Raw genomic sequence first — 15638 nt, 5'->3', positions numbered from 1 at the left:
CCGCTCGCGCTCCCAGCGCCCCGGGCCCCCGGAGACTCATTGTGGACCATGCCCCCGCCCGCTCATCCCGTCCCGACCTAGACGATCTCACCCGTAGCCTGCACACCCCGCTGGAACGGATCGCCGTCGAGCACGCCGATCTGATCGAGGCGGTGCGCAGGCGCGTCGTCACCAACGACTCCGTGCCGTCCGGCATCGTGGCCGTCGCCGCCTTCAACTCGTCCATCTGAGTGATGGTCTGCCGGTGCGGTCCACCCGGAGTGGGCGCATCGTGCCGGCGGATCAGCCAGTTCGTGCTGAAGGTGCACAGCCGCTGTGACCTCAGCTGCGACCACTGCTACGTCTACCAGCACGCCGACCAGACCTGGCGTGGCCGTCCGGCGCGGATGCCGCCGGCCACCGTCCAGGCCGCCGCACGGCGGATCGCCGAGCACGCCCGCGAGCACGGGTTGCCGATCGTGCACGTGGTGCTGCACGGGGGTGAGCCGCTGCTGCTGGGTGCCGCCGGCTTGCGGGAGGTGCTGGCCGAGCTGCGCACGACCATCACCCCCTGGACGCGGCTCGACCTGCGCATGCAGACCAACGGCGTGCTGCTCGACGAGGAGCTGTGCCGACTGTTCGTCGAGTACGACGTGCGGGTCGGGGTCTCCTTGGACGGCGACCGCGCCGCCAACGACCGCCACCGGGTCTTCGCCCACGGCGGCAGCAGCCACGACCTCGTCCGGCGGGCGCTGGCCCTGCTCCGACGGCCGGAACACCGCGCCAGCTACGCCGGCATCCTCTGCACCATCGACGTCCGCAACGACCCCGACCGGGTCTACGAGGCGCTGCTGGCCGAGAGCCCGCCCCGGGTCGACCTGCTGCTGCCGCACGCCACCTGGGACGACCCCCCGGAGCGCCCCGGCCCCGCCCGCACCCCGTACGCGGACTGGCTGGGGCGGATTCACCGGCGGTGGGTGGACGACGGGCGCCCGGTGTCGATCCGGATGTTCGAGGCGCTGCGACCGGGTGGCGGCGGCACCGAGGCGTTCGGCCTCGCTCCGGCCGACGTGCTGGTCATCGAGGCGGACGGCAGTTGGGAGCAGGTCGACTCGCTGAAGACCGCGTACCACGGCGCGGCCGATACCGGGTTCGACGTGTTCGACCACTCGGTGGACGAGGTGGCGCGGCACCCCGGGGTGGCCGTCCGGCACGACGGCGCGGACGGGCTCTGCGCGACCTGCCGGGCCTGCCCGGTGGTCGACCGGTGCGGCGGCGGCCTGTACGCCCACCGCTGGCGCACCGGCTCCGGCTTCGACAACCCCTCGGTGTACTGCGCCGACCTGCTCCGCCTGATCGACACCGTGGACGCCTACCCGCCGCCCACCCCACAGGCGTCGGGTGAGTGGTCCGCCACCTCGCCCGTCGACGACCTGCTGGACGACCTGGCGACCGGGCACGGGTCGGCGTCGACGCTCGCGCTGCTCGCCGCCACCCAGCTCTCCATCACCCGGGCGCTGCTGGCGGCCGGCCGGGACCGGTCCGGCGCCACCGCTGCCTGGGACCTCCTCGTCCACCTCGACCAGGCGGCGCCGGAGGCGGTCCGGGCGGTCCTGGCGCACCCCTTCGTCCGGCCCGGGCTGGTGCATCGCCTCGACCCGTCGGCCTCGCCCGGCCTCGGCGCGGCAGTCGACCCGCTGCCGGCCCTCGCCATCGCCGCGGCCCTGTTGGCCGGCGTCCCGGCCACGTTGCAGGTGCCGGTGCGGGCCGACGCGATCACGTTGCCCACGCACGGCAGCCTGGTGCTGCCCGGCCTGGGGGAGAGCGCCGAGGTGACCATCCGACCCGGCGAGTTCCGGGTCCGGGGTGGGTCGGTCGAGCAGACGGTGCTCCTCGACCCGCTGGCGCCGCCGTCGACCGGCTGGCTTCCGACGCGCGACGTGTCGGTGCCCGGTGGTCGGTTGCTGCTGGAGGACGGCGACCCGTACCGCGACTGCTACGGCCAGCCGGTCGAGTCCCGGCTGGAGGTTCCGGCGGCGCGGGCGTTGGGCCGTACCCTGGCGGAGGCCTGGCGGGTCGTGCACCGGGACGTGCCGGCGCACGCGGCGACGCTCGACGGTGGTCTGCGTGCCGTCGTTCCGTTGGCGCCCGACCCGGCGCGACCCCTGCGGAGCGCGACCGCCCGGCACGCGTTCGGGGCGGTCGCCGTCACCCCGCATCCCGACCCGGAGACGATGGCGGTGCTGCTCGTGCACGAGTGGCAGCACGCGAAGCTGGGTGCGGTGCTCGACCTGTACGACCTCGTCGAACCCGCCCACGGCAGCCGGATCCGGGTGCCGTGGCGCCCCGACCCGCGACCTCCGGAGGGCGTCCTCCAGGGGGTGTACGCCCACCTCGCCGTCACCCAGGTCTGGCAGTCCCGGGCGGCCACCGACCAGCCGGACGCGTCGGCGCACGCGGCCCACTTCCTGGCGTGGACTCGGGACGGCGTCGACGCGCTGCTGGCCAGCCGGTCGCTCACCGCGGCGGGTGAGCGGTTCGTCGGCCAACTGCGCCACGCCCTGGAGGAGACCCGTGTCGGGTCCAGATGAGCAGCCACTGCCCGGGCTGGGCCGTCCCCGCCTCGCCGACGACCTGCGGGCGCTGGGCGTACGCCAGGGGGTGTGCCTGCTGGTGCACTGCGGCCTCCGTCGGGTGGGCCGGTTGGAGCACGGCCCGGCGACCCTCGCCGGCGCGCTGCGCGACGTCCTCGGCCCGGCCGGCACACTGCTGGTCCCCACCCATACCGACGGCAACTCGACCACCTCCCGGGCCCACCTGGCGGCCACCGCGGGCATGGACCGGGCGCAGCGCGAGCGGTACGAGGCGGCGCTGCCGGGCTGGGACCGCCGGACCACCCCCTCGCAGCGGATGGGTGCGCTCGCCGAGTACGTCCGGTGCGCCCCCGGCGCCGTGCGCAGTGACCATCCACAGACCTCGTTCACCGCGCTCGGCCCTCGGGCCCGGCAGCTCACCGACGGCCATGACCTCACCTGCCACCTGGGAGAACGCTCACCGGTCGGCGGCCTCTACGCGGCGGACGGGCAGATCCTGCTGCTCGGCCTCGGCTACGAGGCGTGCAGCGCCCTGCACCTGGCCGAGTACCGGCTGCCGGTGCCGCCGCCCGAGCGCGACTACCACTGCTTCCGGCTCGTCGACGGGGGGCGGCGGGTCCGCCTCGACTTCCGGGCCCTCGACCTGGACGACCGGGACTTCCCGACGGTGGGTGCCGCGCTCGACGCGACGCCGTTGGTGCGGCACGGCCGGGTGGGGCGGGCCACCGCCCGCCTGCTGCCGGCGCGGGCCGCTGTCGACTTCGCGACTGGCTGGTTCGCCACGAACCGGTTGGCGGCGCAACGTTGACGCGGGGACTACGCTGATGTTCCGGCCGCGTGGGGAGGGCGGAGGGGCAGCGGTGAGCACAGTGGACGCACCCTCCCAAGCACGCGCCCCGCTCTTCTTCATCAGCTACTCGCGGGCGCCGGTCGGCCGGGCCACCGGCAAACCCGCCGAGTACGTCTCCCGGTTCTTCGAGGACCTCTCCGTCCACGTCAGTGAGTTGGTCGGCCCGGTGACCGGAGTGGACGCCGGCTTCCTGGACAGCTCCATCGCCGGCGGTGAACGCTGGAGCCCGGAACTGCTCCAGGCCGCCGGCACCTGCCAGGTCTTCGTTCCGCTGGTGTCCAGCGCGCTGCTCGGCAGCGACTGGTGCGGCCGGGAGTGGGACGCGTTCTCCCGTCGACGGATCACCCCGCGACACAGCTCCGCCTCGGTCCACGAGACGGCGATCGTGCCGGTCACCTGGTCGCCGACGAACGGCACGGCACTGCCCCGGGTGCTCCGCGACATCCAGCGCTTCACCCCGACCGCGATGCCGGATCCCGACATCGCGGTGCACTACCAGCGGGACGGGGTCTACGGCTTGCTGACCATGCAGTGGGAGAACGCGTACCGGGCGGTGGTCTGGCGGCTCGCCCAGCGGATCGTGGCCATCCACCGGTCGTACCTGGTCGAGCCCTGGGTGCCGGCGAGCGTGGACGAGCTGTGCAACCGGTTCGCCGAGGAGTCGGAGTGAGCCCGCCGACGGACCGGCGCCGGACGGGGGCGCGCGGGACGTACTTCTTCCTGAGCTACGCCCACTCGGCGCCGCCGCCGGGCGCCCGTGCCGACGCCGACGTCTGGGTCGGCCAGTTCTTCGCCGACCTGACCGACGAGGTGCGGCGCCAGGCCCGACCGGTGGCCGGGATGCGGATCGGCTTCTTCGACCAGCACATCCCGTTGGGCGCCGACTGGAAGGCCGCGCTTGCCGAGGCGCTCGGTGACGCCGAGGTCTTCGTCCCGCTCTACTCACCCGGCTACTTCAGTCGCCCCTGGGCGCTGGGGGAGCAGGAGTCCTTCCGGGCCCGGCTGGCCGCCGCCGGGCCGGCCCGGCTCACCGCCGGCCACCTCACCCCGGTGCTGTGGATCCCGTTCCCCCCGTGGGAGGCCCACCCGGAGCTGGACGGCGCCCTGGACCTCGGCCGCGACGTCCCGGAGTACGCCGCGGACGGCCTGCGCGCGTTCTGCATGCTGGCCTCCTACCGGGCCCAGTACGAGCTGCTGCTGAGCCGCCTGGCGAGCCGGATCGTGCACACCGCCGAGCGGCGACCGATGGGCCCGTCCCGGGCACCCGGCCTGGACGAGGTCGTCCGTCCGGCGCCGACCGACCCGGACTTCGTCGTCGCCGTCCTGGCCCCGACCCGGGACCGGCTGCCGACCGATCGCGACCCCGCCGGCTACGCCGCCAGTGGCCGGCTCTGGCGGCCGTACGGACGCAGCCAGCAGCTGCCCGCCGCCGAGTACGCGGTCAGCACCGCCGAGCGGCTCGGGCTGACGGCCCGTACCGAGGACTTCGCGCAGGCCTCCGCGCTGCTTGATCGACGGCCGGCCGTGCTGCTGGTCGACCCGTGGATCGCGGCGGCACCGGACGCGGCCGCGCTCCTCGCCCGCATGCTGCACGGCCTACGCCAGTGGGTCGTTCCGCTGGTGGTCACCGACGACGACGACACCCAGGACGCCACCCGCTGGGCCACCGAGGTGACCCAGCTGCTGCACGACGCCGGTCTGCCCCAGGTGAAGCGCGCGTGCAGCATGCCGGAGTTCGTCGACCTGATGCCGGCGCTGGTCACCGAGGCGCGCCGGCAGTTCCTCAAGTACGGCCCGGTCGTCCCCTTCGAACCACCGCCCGAGCCGGTGCCGAGCCTGCGTGACGGCCTGCCCGCCGCCGGCTCGACCGTTTCCACCGACCCCGCGTCCCCGCCTGATGATCCGGCCCCACCGCGTCCCCACGGAGAAAACCGATGAACAACGATCGCGAAGGCCAGGTCGTCACCTTCTACTCGTTCAAGGGTGGGACGGGCCGGACGATGGCGCTGGCCAACGTGGCCTGGATCCTGGCGGCCAGCGGCCGGCGGGTGCTCGTCGCCGACTGGGACCTCGAGTCACCCGGTCTGCACCGCTTCTTCCACCCGTTCCTCGACGCCGAGGCGATCCAGGGCACCAGCGGCGTGATCGACATGATCCGCGACTACGAGTGGGAGACCACCCGGGTCGACGACCGACCGGACCGCTGGATGGAGCAGTACGCCCGGGTGGGGCGGCACGCGTTCTCGCTGCGCTGGAACTTCCCCGACGGCGGCGGCCTCGACTTCCTCTCCGCCGGCCGGCAGAACAGCGACTACGCCGTCTCGGTGAGCGGCCTGGACTGGGACAACTTCTACAACCGGCTGGGCGGGGCGCAGTTCTTCGAGGCGCTGCGCGCGGACATGAAGCGCCAGTACGACTTCACCCTGATCGACAGCCGGACGGGGTTGAGCGACGTCGCCGACATCTGCACCCTGCACCTACCGGACACCCTGGTCGACTGCTTCACGCTCAGCGACCAGGGCATCGACGGCGCGGCCCGGGTGGCGCACTCGGTCCGGGACCGGTACCGGCGGCGCGACATCCGGGTCCTGCCGGTGCCGATGCGGGTCGACCAGGCCGAGAAGGAGCGGGCCGAGGCGGGTCGCCTGCTGGCCATGCGCCGCTTCGCCGGGTTGCCGGCCGGCATGACCGAGGCGGAACGGCGGCGTTACTGGGCCGCGGTGGAGGTCCCGTACCGTCCGTTCTACGCGTACGAGGAGACCCTGGCCACGTTCGGCGATCCGCCGGGCTCACCGACCTCGCTGCTGGCCGCGTTCGAGACGTTGACCGGGATCCTCACCGACGGCGCGGTGACCGCGCTGCCGCTGATGGACGAGTCGGTACGGGAACGGGGCAAGGCCCGGTTCCGCCGACGCACCGAGGCGATCGACGACCAGATCGTGCTCCGGTACGCGCCGGAGGACGCCATCTGGGCCGAGTGGCTGGAGCGGGTGCTCAGCTCGGCCGGGCTGCGGGTGGTGGAGCCCGTGGCCGCCGTCGGGTCGGCCGGCACGCCGGCCCCGCGCACGCTGACCGTGGTCTCGCCGGCCTACGTGGCGACGCCGTCCGGTGGTCTGCCCGACCGGGACACGAGCACCGGCTCCACGGCCCTGGCCGTCTACGTCGCGGACCTGCGCCCACTGGCGGAGTTCCCGGCCCAGAGTTCCACCAACCTGGTCAACGTGAGCGCCGCGACCGCCGTGGAGCGGGTGTTGCGGCTGGTCGGCCGGCCGGTGCCGTCGTCGGCGGACGGGCCGGCGGCCGGCGCCACCCGCTACCCCGGCACCGAGCCGTTGATCTTCAACGCCCCGAACCGGAACGCCCGGTTCACCGGCCGGGAGGACGACCTGGCCCGGCTGCGCGCGCAGTTGCAGAGCGGGGGCAGCGCGGTGGTGCTGCCGGTCGCCCTGCAGGGCATGGGCGGCGTCGGCAAGACGCAGGTGGCTCTGGAGTACGTGCACCGGTTCAAGGCCGCGTACGACGTGGTCTGGTGGATCGTGGCGGACCCGCCGCAGTTCGTCGACACCGCCCTCGCCGACCTCGCCGGTCGCCTCGGCATCCTCGTCGGCCCGACCCTGCCCGACACGGTCCGGTCGGTGCTCCAGGTGCTCGGCCGTGGTGAGCCGTACGAGCGGTGGCTCGTCGTGCTGGACAACGCCGAGGAGCTCGACCAGATCGAGCCGTTCCTGCCGCAGGGCCCCGGGCACGTCCTGCTGACCTCCCGCAACCGCGCCTGGGGTGACCGGGCGAACCCGATCCAGGTGGACGTCTTCGACCGCACCGAGAGCGTGGCGCACCTCGCCCAGCGGGTGCCCACGATCAGCGCCGAGGAGGCCGACCGGGTGGCCGAGGCGCTCGGCGACCTGCCGATCGCGGTGGCCGCGGCGGGCGCCTGGCTCGCCGACACCGGCACGTCGGTCGCCGACTACCTGCGGCAGATCGAGCGGCACGGCCCCAGCGCCCTCTCCGTGGAGGCGACCTGGGACCTGTCGCTGAACCGGCTGCTCGAGCAGGCGCCCGCCGCGTACCGGCTGTTGCAGCTCTGCTCGGTGCTGGCCCCGGAGATCGCCCTCGAACTCATCTACAGCGACGAGATGGCGGCGGCCCTCGTGCCGTTCGACCCGTCGGTGTCGGAGCGGCTCGTACGCGGCGCCCTGGTCCAGCAGATCAACCGCCTGGCACTGCTCAAACTGGACGTCCAGGGTGGTCGGGTCCAGGTGCACCGGCTGTTGCAGGCGGTGGTGCGCGACCGGATGACCGACGACGAGATCACCGCCGCCCGACACCAGGTGCACCTGGTGCTGGCCGCGTCCCGGCCCCGTGGCGACGTGGACGACCCGACCACCTGGGCCCGGCTGCGCATGCTCTGGCCGCATCTGGAGGTCTCCGAGGCGTTGACCTGCCCGGACGAGGCAGTGTGTCAGCTGCTGATTGACCGGGTCCGTTATCTGTGGCAGCGCGGTGGTCTGGACCAGGCCGACGCGTTCAGCCAGGAGGTGGACGACACCTGGAGCGCCCGGCTCGGCGACACGCGTGACGAGGTCGAGGCGTCGGCGCTGGGCCGACAGCTGCTGCACCTGCGGTTCAACCGGGCGAACATCCTGCGCAGCCTGGGCCGGTTCGACGAGGCCCGGGACCTGGACGAGGCGGTGCTGGCCGAGCAACGCCGACTGCTGGGCCCGCTGCACCCGCACAGTCTGATGACCGCCGGCAGCCTCGGCGGTGACCTGCGGGCGCTCGGCCGCTACGCCGAGGCCCTGGAACGGGACCGGTCCACCTACGCCTCCTGGCTCCAGGTGTTCGGCGAGGACCACCCTCGGACGTTGAGCGCGGCCAACAACCTCGCCGTCTCGTACCGGCTGGTCGGCGACTACCGGTCGGCCCGTCGGTGGGACGACGAGGTGCACCAGCGGCGGCGGCTGGTGCTCGGCCCCACGCATCCCTACACCCTGGTCTCCGCCGTACGGCTCGGCAGCGACCTGCGGGAGGCTGGCGAGTACGAGAGGTCGGCCACCCTGCTGCGGACGGTGTACGAGACGTACTGCGAGGTGCTCGGGCCGGATGACGGCCAGAGCCTGGCCGCTCAGGTCAACCTGGCGGTGTCCCTGCGCAGCTGCGGTCGGGGCAGCGAGGCCGCGCCGATGTTCGAGACGGCCTACCGCGAACTCGACGACCGCTTCGGGCCGGACAACCCGGACACGGTGGCGTGCCGGTCGAGTCGCGCGGCGAACCTGTTGGCCGTCGGCGACGCGGCTCGGGCGCTGACCGAGATGACCGCCGTGCGTCTGGCGTTCGAGGAGCAGCTCCGGCTCGGCCCGGAGCACCCGCACACCCTGGCGACGGTGAGCAACATCTCGGCCGCGGAGCGCGCGCTCGGCCGCCGGTCGGACGCGCTCGCGTCGGCGGCCCGCGCGGTCGGCGAGTTGCGCAAGGTGCTCGGGCCGGACCACCCGCACACCCTCGCGGCGGAGGTCAACCACTCGGTGTGCCTCGCCGAGGAGAGTGACTGGGAGTCGGCGCGGGACCGGCTGCGGGAGACCGCCGGCCGGCTGGCCACGGTGATCGGCGCGGACCACCCCGACACGCTGCGCTGCCTCGGCGATCTCGCCCTGGTGTCGCGGCGCGGGGGCGACGGCGCTCCCGCCGAGGACGTCGGCGTCGTGGCGGACCGGCTGGCCGAGGTGATCGGCGTGGAGCATCCCACCGTGCAGACCCTGCGGGAACGGCGGTTCGTGGTCCGGGTGATCGACCCCCACACGATCTGACGGGGTCGTCCGGCGGGCGGGGTCGGGTGTCCGGGCCGCCCGGCGGTCTGGCCGTGCCGGCCGGCGCTCAGAGGCGCGGGCTGGTCGCGAGGTCCGGCGTGGCCAGCCAGGTCAGGGTCTGCGGCAGGATCTCCACCGCCCCGAAGTGCGCGGCACCGGGCTGCACCTGCACCTCGGCACGCGGAATCCGCGAGGCGAGCCAGTGGGAGTGCTCCACCGGAGAGAAGCGGTCCTGCTCGCCGTGCCAGAGCCGGACCTCCGCGCGGATGGCGCCCAGGTCGAACCCCCAGCCGCGCCGGATCGCCAGCACGTCGTCGATCCAACCCTCGGGGCCGTGTCGCAGCGCCTCGGAGTACATGTCGGTCAGCAGTCGGCGGATAGCGACGTCGTCGACGACCCGGATGTCCTCGTCGGGAAGTTGGGGGCGGAGGAAGTCCAGCAGCGTCATCGGGTCCCGGCGGGCCTCGTCCGCGCGAACCTTCAGGTTGAGCGTGAGCTCGGCCAGATCATCGTCGGCCTGCCCGTAGTCCTCCACGTTCGATTCCGCCATGCCCGCGTACCAGTCCAGGTCGGGTGCGCCGGCCGGGGCGAGCCCCACCAGCACGGCGGCCCGGGTGACCCGGTCCGGCAGCAGCGCGGCGCAGGCCAGGGCGTGTGGCCCGCCTCCGGAGCGGCCCACCACCGAGAACCGGTCGATACCGAGTTCGTCGGCGATCGCCGCCACGTCGGCCGCGGCGTCGGCCACCCGCCGGCCCTCGTGCCGGTCGGAGTCGCCGTACCCGGGTCGGTCGTAGCAGACGAGGTGCACGCCGAGGCGGTAGACGACGATGCCCCGGGGGCGGGGGCCGCTACGGCTGCCCGGGGTGCCGTGCAGCAGGAAGACCGCCGGCCCGTCCGGCGCGCCGGAGGTCTCCACCGCGAGGTGCCGCCCGTCCGGGGTCGTGACGGTGCGCTGTGTCGCATCTTGTCGCGTCACGGTTGGCCTCCCGCGGGTCGTCATGTGCTCCCCCGTGAACGGAGCCGCGCATCGTCGGCGCCGAGTGCAAAGCCCCCGAAATCGCCCAGAACACATTCTTGTTGTGCAGCGTACTGCCCGTCGTGGATGCCCGCCATGGGCCGGCGGGTCAATGCCGGTGGGTTGGGCCCCCCGAACGGGCCGCTACCCTGGTAGCCCGAGGGGAAGGGGCACCAAGAGGGTGGCTAGGACCTACAACGTCGTGACGTACGGCTGCCAGATGAACGTGCACGATTCTGAGCGGATCTCCGGCCTGCTCGAACAGGCCGGCTACGTGCGCGCGGTGCCGACCGACGACACCCCGGACATCGTCGTCTTCAACACCTGCGCGGTGCGGGAGAACGCGGACAACCGGCTCTACGGCAACCTCGGTCGCCTGCGCCCCGTGAAGGACAAGCACCCCGGGATGCAGATCGCGGTCGGCGGCTGCCTCGCCCAGAAGGACCGGGGCGACATCGTCCGCAAGGCGCCCTGGGTGGACGTGGTCTTCGGCACCCACAACATCGGCGCGCTGCCGGTGCTGCTGGAGCGGGCCCGGCACAACGCCGCCGCCGAGGTGGAGATCCTGGAGTCCCTCGACGTCTTCCCGTCCACGCTGCCCACCCGCCGCGAGTCCACGTACGCCGGCTGGGTGTCGATCTCGGTGGGGTGCAACAACACCTGCACGTTCTGCATCGTGCCGGCGCTGCGCGGCAAGGAGAAGGACCGGCGCCCCGGCGACATCCTCTCCGAGGTGCGCGCCCTGGTCGACGAGGGCGTGCTGGAGGTGACCCTGCTCGGGCAGAACGTCAACTCGTACGGCGTGGAGTTCGGCGACCGGTACGCGTTCGGCAAGCTGCTGCGGGCCTGCGGCGACATCGACGGGTTGGAGCGCGTCCGGTTCACCAGCCCGCACCCGAAGGACTTCACCGACGACGTGATCGCCGCGATGGCCGAGACGCCGAACGTCTGCCACTCGCTGCACATGCCGTTGCAGTCCGGCTCCGACGACGTGCTCCGTGCGATGCGCCGGTCCTACCGTTCCGAGCGCTACCTGGGGATCATCGAGAAGGTCCGCGCGGCGATGCCGGACGCGGCGATCACCACCGACATCATCGTCGGCTTCCCCGGTGAGACCGAGGCCGACTTCCAGCGCACCCTGGACGTGGTCCGGGAGGCCCGGTTCTCCTCGGCCTTCACCTTCCAGTACTCCAAGCGGCCCGGCACCCCCGCCGCGACCATGGACGACCAGCTGCCCAAGCAGGTCGTGCAGGAGCGCTACGAGCGGTTGATCGCTACCGTCGAGGAGATCACCTGGGCGGAGAACAAGCGCCTCGTCGGGGAGACCGTCGAGGTACTGGTCGCGGTCGGCGAGGGCCGCAAGGACGAGCGGACCGGTCGGATGTCCGGTCGGGCGCGCGACGGTCGACTGGTGCACTTCGCGACCGAGACCCCCGGCGGGGAGTCGCTGGCCGGTCAGATCCGGCCGGGCGACATCGTGCACACCACGATCACGTACGCCGCACCGCACCACCTGAACGCCGACGGTGCGCCGGTGGCGCACCGGCGTACCCGGGCCGGCGACGCGGCCGAGGCGGGACGCTCCCCGCGTACCCCGGGGGTTCTGCTCGGTCTGCCGACGATCGGCGCACCGCCGGTCGCTCCTGCTCCCACCGCTGGTTGCGCCACCCACTGACCGCACGGAAGGGCCCCTAAACGAGGGGCCCTTCCGCGAAGGACCGCGTCAGACGGTGATCCGGCCGGAGCCGGCGCCCGCCGTCACGATGGACTCGACGTTGCTCGCGGCCGGTGCGGTGGGCACCGGCCGTCCCGGTGGTTCAGCAGCTGGCGCCGCTGAGTTTCACAGTGCCCGGCGCGCTGGCCGTGCCGTTGGCGGTGAAGCCCACGGTGACCGACCCGCCCGCCGGCAGGGACGGGGCGTGGCTCGGAGCAGCCGCGGTGACCGTCGTGCCGGACTGCGTGACGGTGGCGTTCCAGCCACTGCCCAGCGTCACCCCGGACGGCCAGCTCCAGGTGACCGACCACGGGTTCACCGCGCCCGAGCCGGTGTTCTTCACGGTCAACTCGCCCTGGAAGCCGCCCTGCCAGGCGTTGACCTGCCGGTACGTGGCGGTGCAGGCGCCGGCCGGCGGGTCCGTCGGTCCACCGGTCGGCGGCCCGCCGGTGCCGCCACCGGACGGCGCGATCAGGTACGGCTGGAGGATGGCCTGCTTCGCAGTGTTGATGTTGGTCCAGTCGTCCAACGCGATACCGCCGGTGTCACCCGAGTTGGGGTTCCACGACCAGTAGGTGAAGGACATCCCGGTCACCCCGGTGCCGGTGTACGCCATCAGCTTCTCCAGCCACACCTTGTCCTTCGGGTCGACCAGGGTGCTGCCGAACTCGCCCATCATGATCGGGGCGATGTTCTGCTTGTAGAGGTAACCGAAGTACTTGTCCCAGATGGCCGGCATGTTCGCCGGGTAGTCCGGGGCGTCGAACCAGGTCTGCCGGTACACCGAGGTGGCGTACTCGTGCGGCGAGTAGACCAACCGGTTCGCCACGTTCAGCCGGACCGGGAACTGGCCCGCCTTGGACAGGTTGCCACCCCACCAGCCGCAGTCCTCGTCGTTGCTGGTGTCGCCGTCCCAGACGTTGGAGAGACCCCCGCTCGGGCAGCTCACCCCCTCCACGAAGATCAACCAGTTCGGCTGCACACCGAGGATGGCGTTCCCGGCCCGCTCGGCGGCGAGCCGCCAGTCCCGGGTGGTGTCGCCACAGCCCCAGCACGCCCCGGTGGCCGCCGGGTTGGTGCCCTCCGCGTGCGGCTCGTTGTGCAGGTCGGCGCCGATCACCGTGGGGTTGCCCGCGTACCGCTGGGCGAGCATCTTCCAGTCGTTGATCCAGGTCGCCTCGGAAACCGTCGACGTGTACCAGAGCGGCGACTGCCCGGCCGCCGTCGGCCGGTGCCGGTCCAGGATGATCCGCATGCCCTTGCTGCCGGCGTAGTCGATCACCTTGTCCAGGATCTGCAACGGCGACAGCCCGATCAGGTCCGGGTTGACGAAGTCGTTGATCCCGGTGGCGGTCGCGCCCGGCTTCAGCGCGTCGTTCGAGTACGGCACCCGCAACGTGTTGTAACCCAGCCGGGCCATCGTGTCGAGCTGCCCCCGCCACGGGTTGCTCGACCACAGACCGTGGAAGGTCTTGTTGTCGGTCTCCATGCCGAACCAGTTGATACCGGTCAGCCGGACCGTGGTCCCGGTGCTGTCCACGATCTGGTTGCCGCTGGTGTGCAGATAACCGGTACCGGTGCCAGCGGCAACGGCCGGACTGGTGCTGACGGCGGCGGCGAGGAACACGCCGGACGCGACGGTGGCGAGCGCAGTGAGCGCGCCGCCGAGAGCTTTCGGACGGAACATTCGAGCTCCACTTCGGAGGTCCGGCGCCCTCCAGAGACGACGCCGGCAGGCGGCCGTCCGCACGTCACGCTCCCCCAGGGGTACGCGGACAGTGCGCGACGGCCCATGTCACGCGGACGTGGTCACTCGCGGAAGCTCACCGGCGACCCTCGACGGCGGATGTTCCGCCTTCGTCGCCCTCGTGCCGGTGGCCCTACCTGGCTCCGTCGCTCATTCTGATCAGCCCGCGTCAATGCGTCAACCTGCCCCCGCCCCGCCCCGCCCCGTCCGTCCGCGCTCCGTCCGTCGGCACCCCGCGGCCCGTTCTGCGCCGCGCCCGCTGCATGATCGCGCTAGAACATGGATGTAGTGGCATCCCGGGGCTTCGTGGCCACTACATCCTGGATCGAGCGTGACCTTGACGGCCGAAAGCGCCCCACACCCGCGCCCGGGCCGCCCACGGACGGTGTTCGTCGTCAAGATCCGCGCAATATCAGGGATGTTGCTGTCTCTCGCGCGCCGGAGGCAGCAACATCGGGGAAGTTGCGCGGGGCGCGGGGCGCGGGGCGCGGGGTCGCCCGACCGGGACGGGTTCTCCCGTCGCGGTGCGGGGTGCCGGGTGCAGGGCGTGGGGGTCGGGTACGCGGGAGCCCCCGGTCCCGCTGGGGACCGGGGGCTCCGGACGTCGTCAGCTCAGCCGGCCTGCTCGGCGAGTTGGAGGAACTGCCGCTTGGAGGCGAGGGCCTGCTCAGCCTCCTTGATCCGGCGTGCGTCCCCGGCGCTCTGCGCCCGGGCCAGCCGGTCCTCGGCCTCCGCCACCTGTGCCCGCATCTGGGCGAGCAGCGGGTTGTCCTCCTTGGTGGTGCGGCGCCACGCCGAGTCCATGACGTCACGGACCTTGTCGTCGATGACGCGCAGTCGGCGCTCCAGCCCGGCGGCCGCCTCGCGGGGCACCCGGCCGGCCTCGTGCCACTGGGCCTGGATCTCCCGCAGCTTGGCCTGGGCACCCTTCGGGTCGGCGTCGATGTCCAATGCCTCGGCCTCCGCGAGCAGGGCCTGCTTGCGCTCCAGGTTGCCGCGCTGCTCGTTGTCCCGTGCGGAGAAGACCTCGCTGCGCCGGCTGAAGAAGGCGTCCTGCGCACCCCGGAACCGTTCCCAGAGCTTCTGCTCGGCCTCCTTGGAGGCGCGCGGAGCGGCCTTCCACTGGGTCATCAGGTCCTTGAGCTGGTTGGCGGTGGCGGCCCAGTCGGTGGATTCCTGGAGCTTCTCCGCTTCGGCGACCAGCTCCTCCTTGACCGTCTGCGCCTGCTTGCGCTGGGAGTCCAGGGAGGCGAAGTGGGCGCCGCGGCGGCGGGTGAAGCCGTCCCGGGCGGCGGCGAACCGCTTCCACAGCTCACCGTCGGCCTTCTTGTCGACCCCGCGGATGGTCTTCCACTCGTCGAGGATCTCCTTGAGCCGGTCCCCGGCGGTCTTCCACCCGGTGGATTCGGCGGCCAGCTTCTCGGCCTCCTCGACCAGCGCGGTCTTGCGGGCCAGGGCCTCGCCGCGAGCGGCGTCCCGGGCGGCGCGCGCCTCGCCGGCCTTCTCCTCGGCGAGGGTCGCCAGCTTGTCCAGGCGTGCCGCCAGTGCGTCGATGTCGCCGACCACGTTGGCCTCGGGCAGCGTGGTGCGGATCCGCCGGATCGTGCTCAACGAGTGCCCGGCGTCCGCCGCACCCGACTTGAGTCGCGCCTCGGTCAGGTCCACCTCGGTAACCAGGTCGGCGAAGCGGCGTGCGAAGTGAGCCAGGCCCTCCTCCGGTGCTCCCGCCTGCCAGGATCCGACCACCCGCTCGCCCTCGGTGGTCTTGACGTACACGGTGCCGTCCGCGTCCACCCGTCCGAAGGCAGTCCAGTCGCTCATGTGCCCATCCTCGTTCTCCCGGCGTCGAGGGATCGATCCCCCGTCGCCGCCACGGCGCAGCCAAGTTGCTTCCGGCATTGTCACAGGTCCGACCCGGTCCGCGTCGAGCGCCTA

Annotated in this window: 10 protein-coding genes; 7 read left to right on the top strand and 3 right to left on the bottom strand. The window is 72.7% G+C overall.

Annotated features, from left to right (window positions below; translation table 11 throughout):
* Positions 1-41: 41 nt before the first annotated feature.
* Genes ACIBD9_RS05745 through fxsT form a run of 6 tightly spaced genes read left to right on the top strand, consistent with a single transcriptional unit; the run spans position 42 to position 9227 of the window.
* Positions 42-230 (top strand): hypothetical protein, encoded by a 189-nt coding sequence (locus ACIBD9_RS05745; RefSeq protein WP_124817660.1) that lies wholly within the window; start codon positions 42-44, stop codon positions 228-230.
* Positions 231-260: 30 nt separating this feature from the next.
* Positions 261-2570 (top strand): FxsB family cyclophane-forming radical SAM/SPASM peptide maturase, encoded by a 2310-nt coding sequence (locus ACIBD9_RS05740; protein ID WP_396714867.1) that lies wholly within the window; start codon positions 261-263, stop codon positions 2568-2570.
* A complete protein-coding gene (locus ACIBD9_RS05735; RefSeq protein ID WP_396714865.1) occupies positions 2554-3381 on the top strand; it encodes an aminoglycoside N(3)-acetyltransferase in 828 nt (275 codons plus the stop codon). The genes ACIBD9_RS05740 and ACIBD9_RS05735 overlap by 17 nt, the downstream gene beginning before the upstream one ends.
* Before the next feature lie 52 nt (positions 3382-3433).
* Positions 3434-4093 carry a TIR-like protein FxsC gene (locus ACIBD9_RS05730; protein WP_387173944.1) on the top strand — a complete coding sequence of 220 codons (660 nt, stop codon included), beginning with the start codon at positions 3434-3436 and terminating at the stop codon, positions 4091-4093.
* Positions 4090-5361 (top strand): TIR-like protein FxsC, encoded by a 1272-nt coding sequence (locus ACIBD9_RS05725; RefSeq protein WP_396714863.1) that lies wholly within the window; start codon positions 4090-4092, stop codon positions 5359-5361. Before ACIBD9_RS05730 ends, ACIBD9_RS05725 begins: the two co-directional genes overlap by 4 nt.
* On the top strand, positions 5358-9227 hold the full coding sequence (gene fxsT / locus ACIBD9_RS05720; RefSeq protein ID WP_396714861.1) for an FxSxx-COOH system tetratricopeptide repeat protein: 3870 nt from the start codon (positions 5358-5360) through the stop codon (positions 9225-9227). The genes ACIBD9_RS05725 and fxsT overlap by 4 nt, the downstream gene beginning before the upstream one ends.
* Positions 9228-9294: 67 nt before the next feature.
* Here the strand turns inward: fxsT and ACIBD9_RS05715 are convergent, their stop codons facing one another.
* Positions 9295-10203 (bottom strand): alpha/beta fold hydrolase, encoded by a 909-nt coding sequence (locus ACIBD9_RS05715; RefSeq protein WP_396714859.1) that lies wholly within the window; start codon positions 10201-10203, stop codon positions 9295-9297.
* A 220-nt stretch (positions 10204-10423) separates the two neighbouring features.
* On the opposite strand from ACIBD9_RS05715, the gene miaB reads away from it, so the two are divergent.
* Positions 10424-11917, top strand: a complete 1494-nt coding sequence (gene miaB, locus ACIBD9_RS05710; protein WP_396714857.1) for a tRNA (N6-isopentenyl adenosine(37)-C2)-methylthiotransferase MiaB — start codon at positions 10424-10426, stop codon at positions 11915-11917.
* Positions 11918-12059: 142 nt separating this feature from the next.
* On the opposite strand, the gene ACIBD9_RS05705 is transcribed toward miaB, so the two are convergent.
* Positions 12060-13643 carry a cellulase family glycosylhydrolase gene (locus ACIBD9_RS05705; RefSeq protein ID WP_396714855.1) on the bottom strand — a complete coding sequence of 528 codons (1584 nt, stop codon included), beginning with the start codon at positions 13641-13643 and terminating at the stop codon, positions 12060-12062.
* A gap of 672 nt (positions 13644-14315) precedes the next feature.
* Positions 14316-15524, bottom strand: a complete 1209-nt coding sequence (locus ACIBD9_RS05700) for a DUF349 domain-containing protein (RefSeq protein ID WP_196921661.1) — start codon at positions 15522-15524, stop codon at positions 14316-14318.
* Between the last annotated feature and the right edge of the window lie 114 nt (positions 15525-15638).

This window comes from Micromonospora sp. NPDC050784, assembly GCF_044456765.1.
Lineage (GTDB): Bacteria > Actinomycetota > Actinomycetes > Mycobacteriales > Micromonosporaceae > Micromonospora > Micromonospora foliorum.
This window is presented reverse-complemented; position numbering and strand designations above follow the sequence as displayed.

What these genes read in the sequence shown, in the direction of transcription:
- ACIBD9_RS05705 (WP_396714855.1), bottom strand. Translation starts at nt 13,643, where the DNA reads ATGTTCCGTCCGAAAGCTCTCGGCGGCGCGCTCACTGCGCTCGCCACC.
- ACIBD9_RS05700 (WP_196921661.1), bottom strand. Translation starts at nt 15,524, where the DNA reads ATGAGCGACTGGACTGCCTTCGGACGGGTGGACGCGGACGGCACCGTG.
- fxsT (WP_396714861.1), top strand. Translation starts at nt 5,358, where the DNA reads ATGAACAACGATCGCGAAGGCCAGGTCGTCACCTTCTACTCGTTCAAG.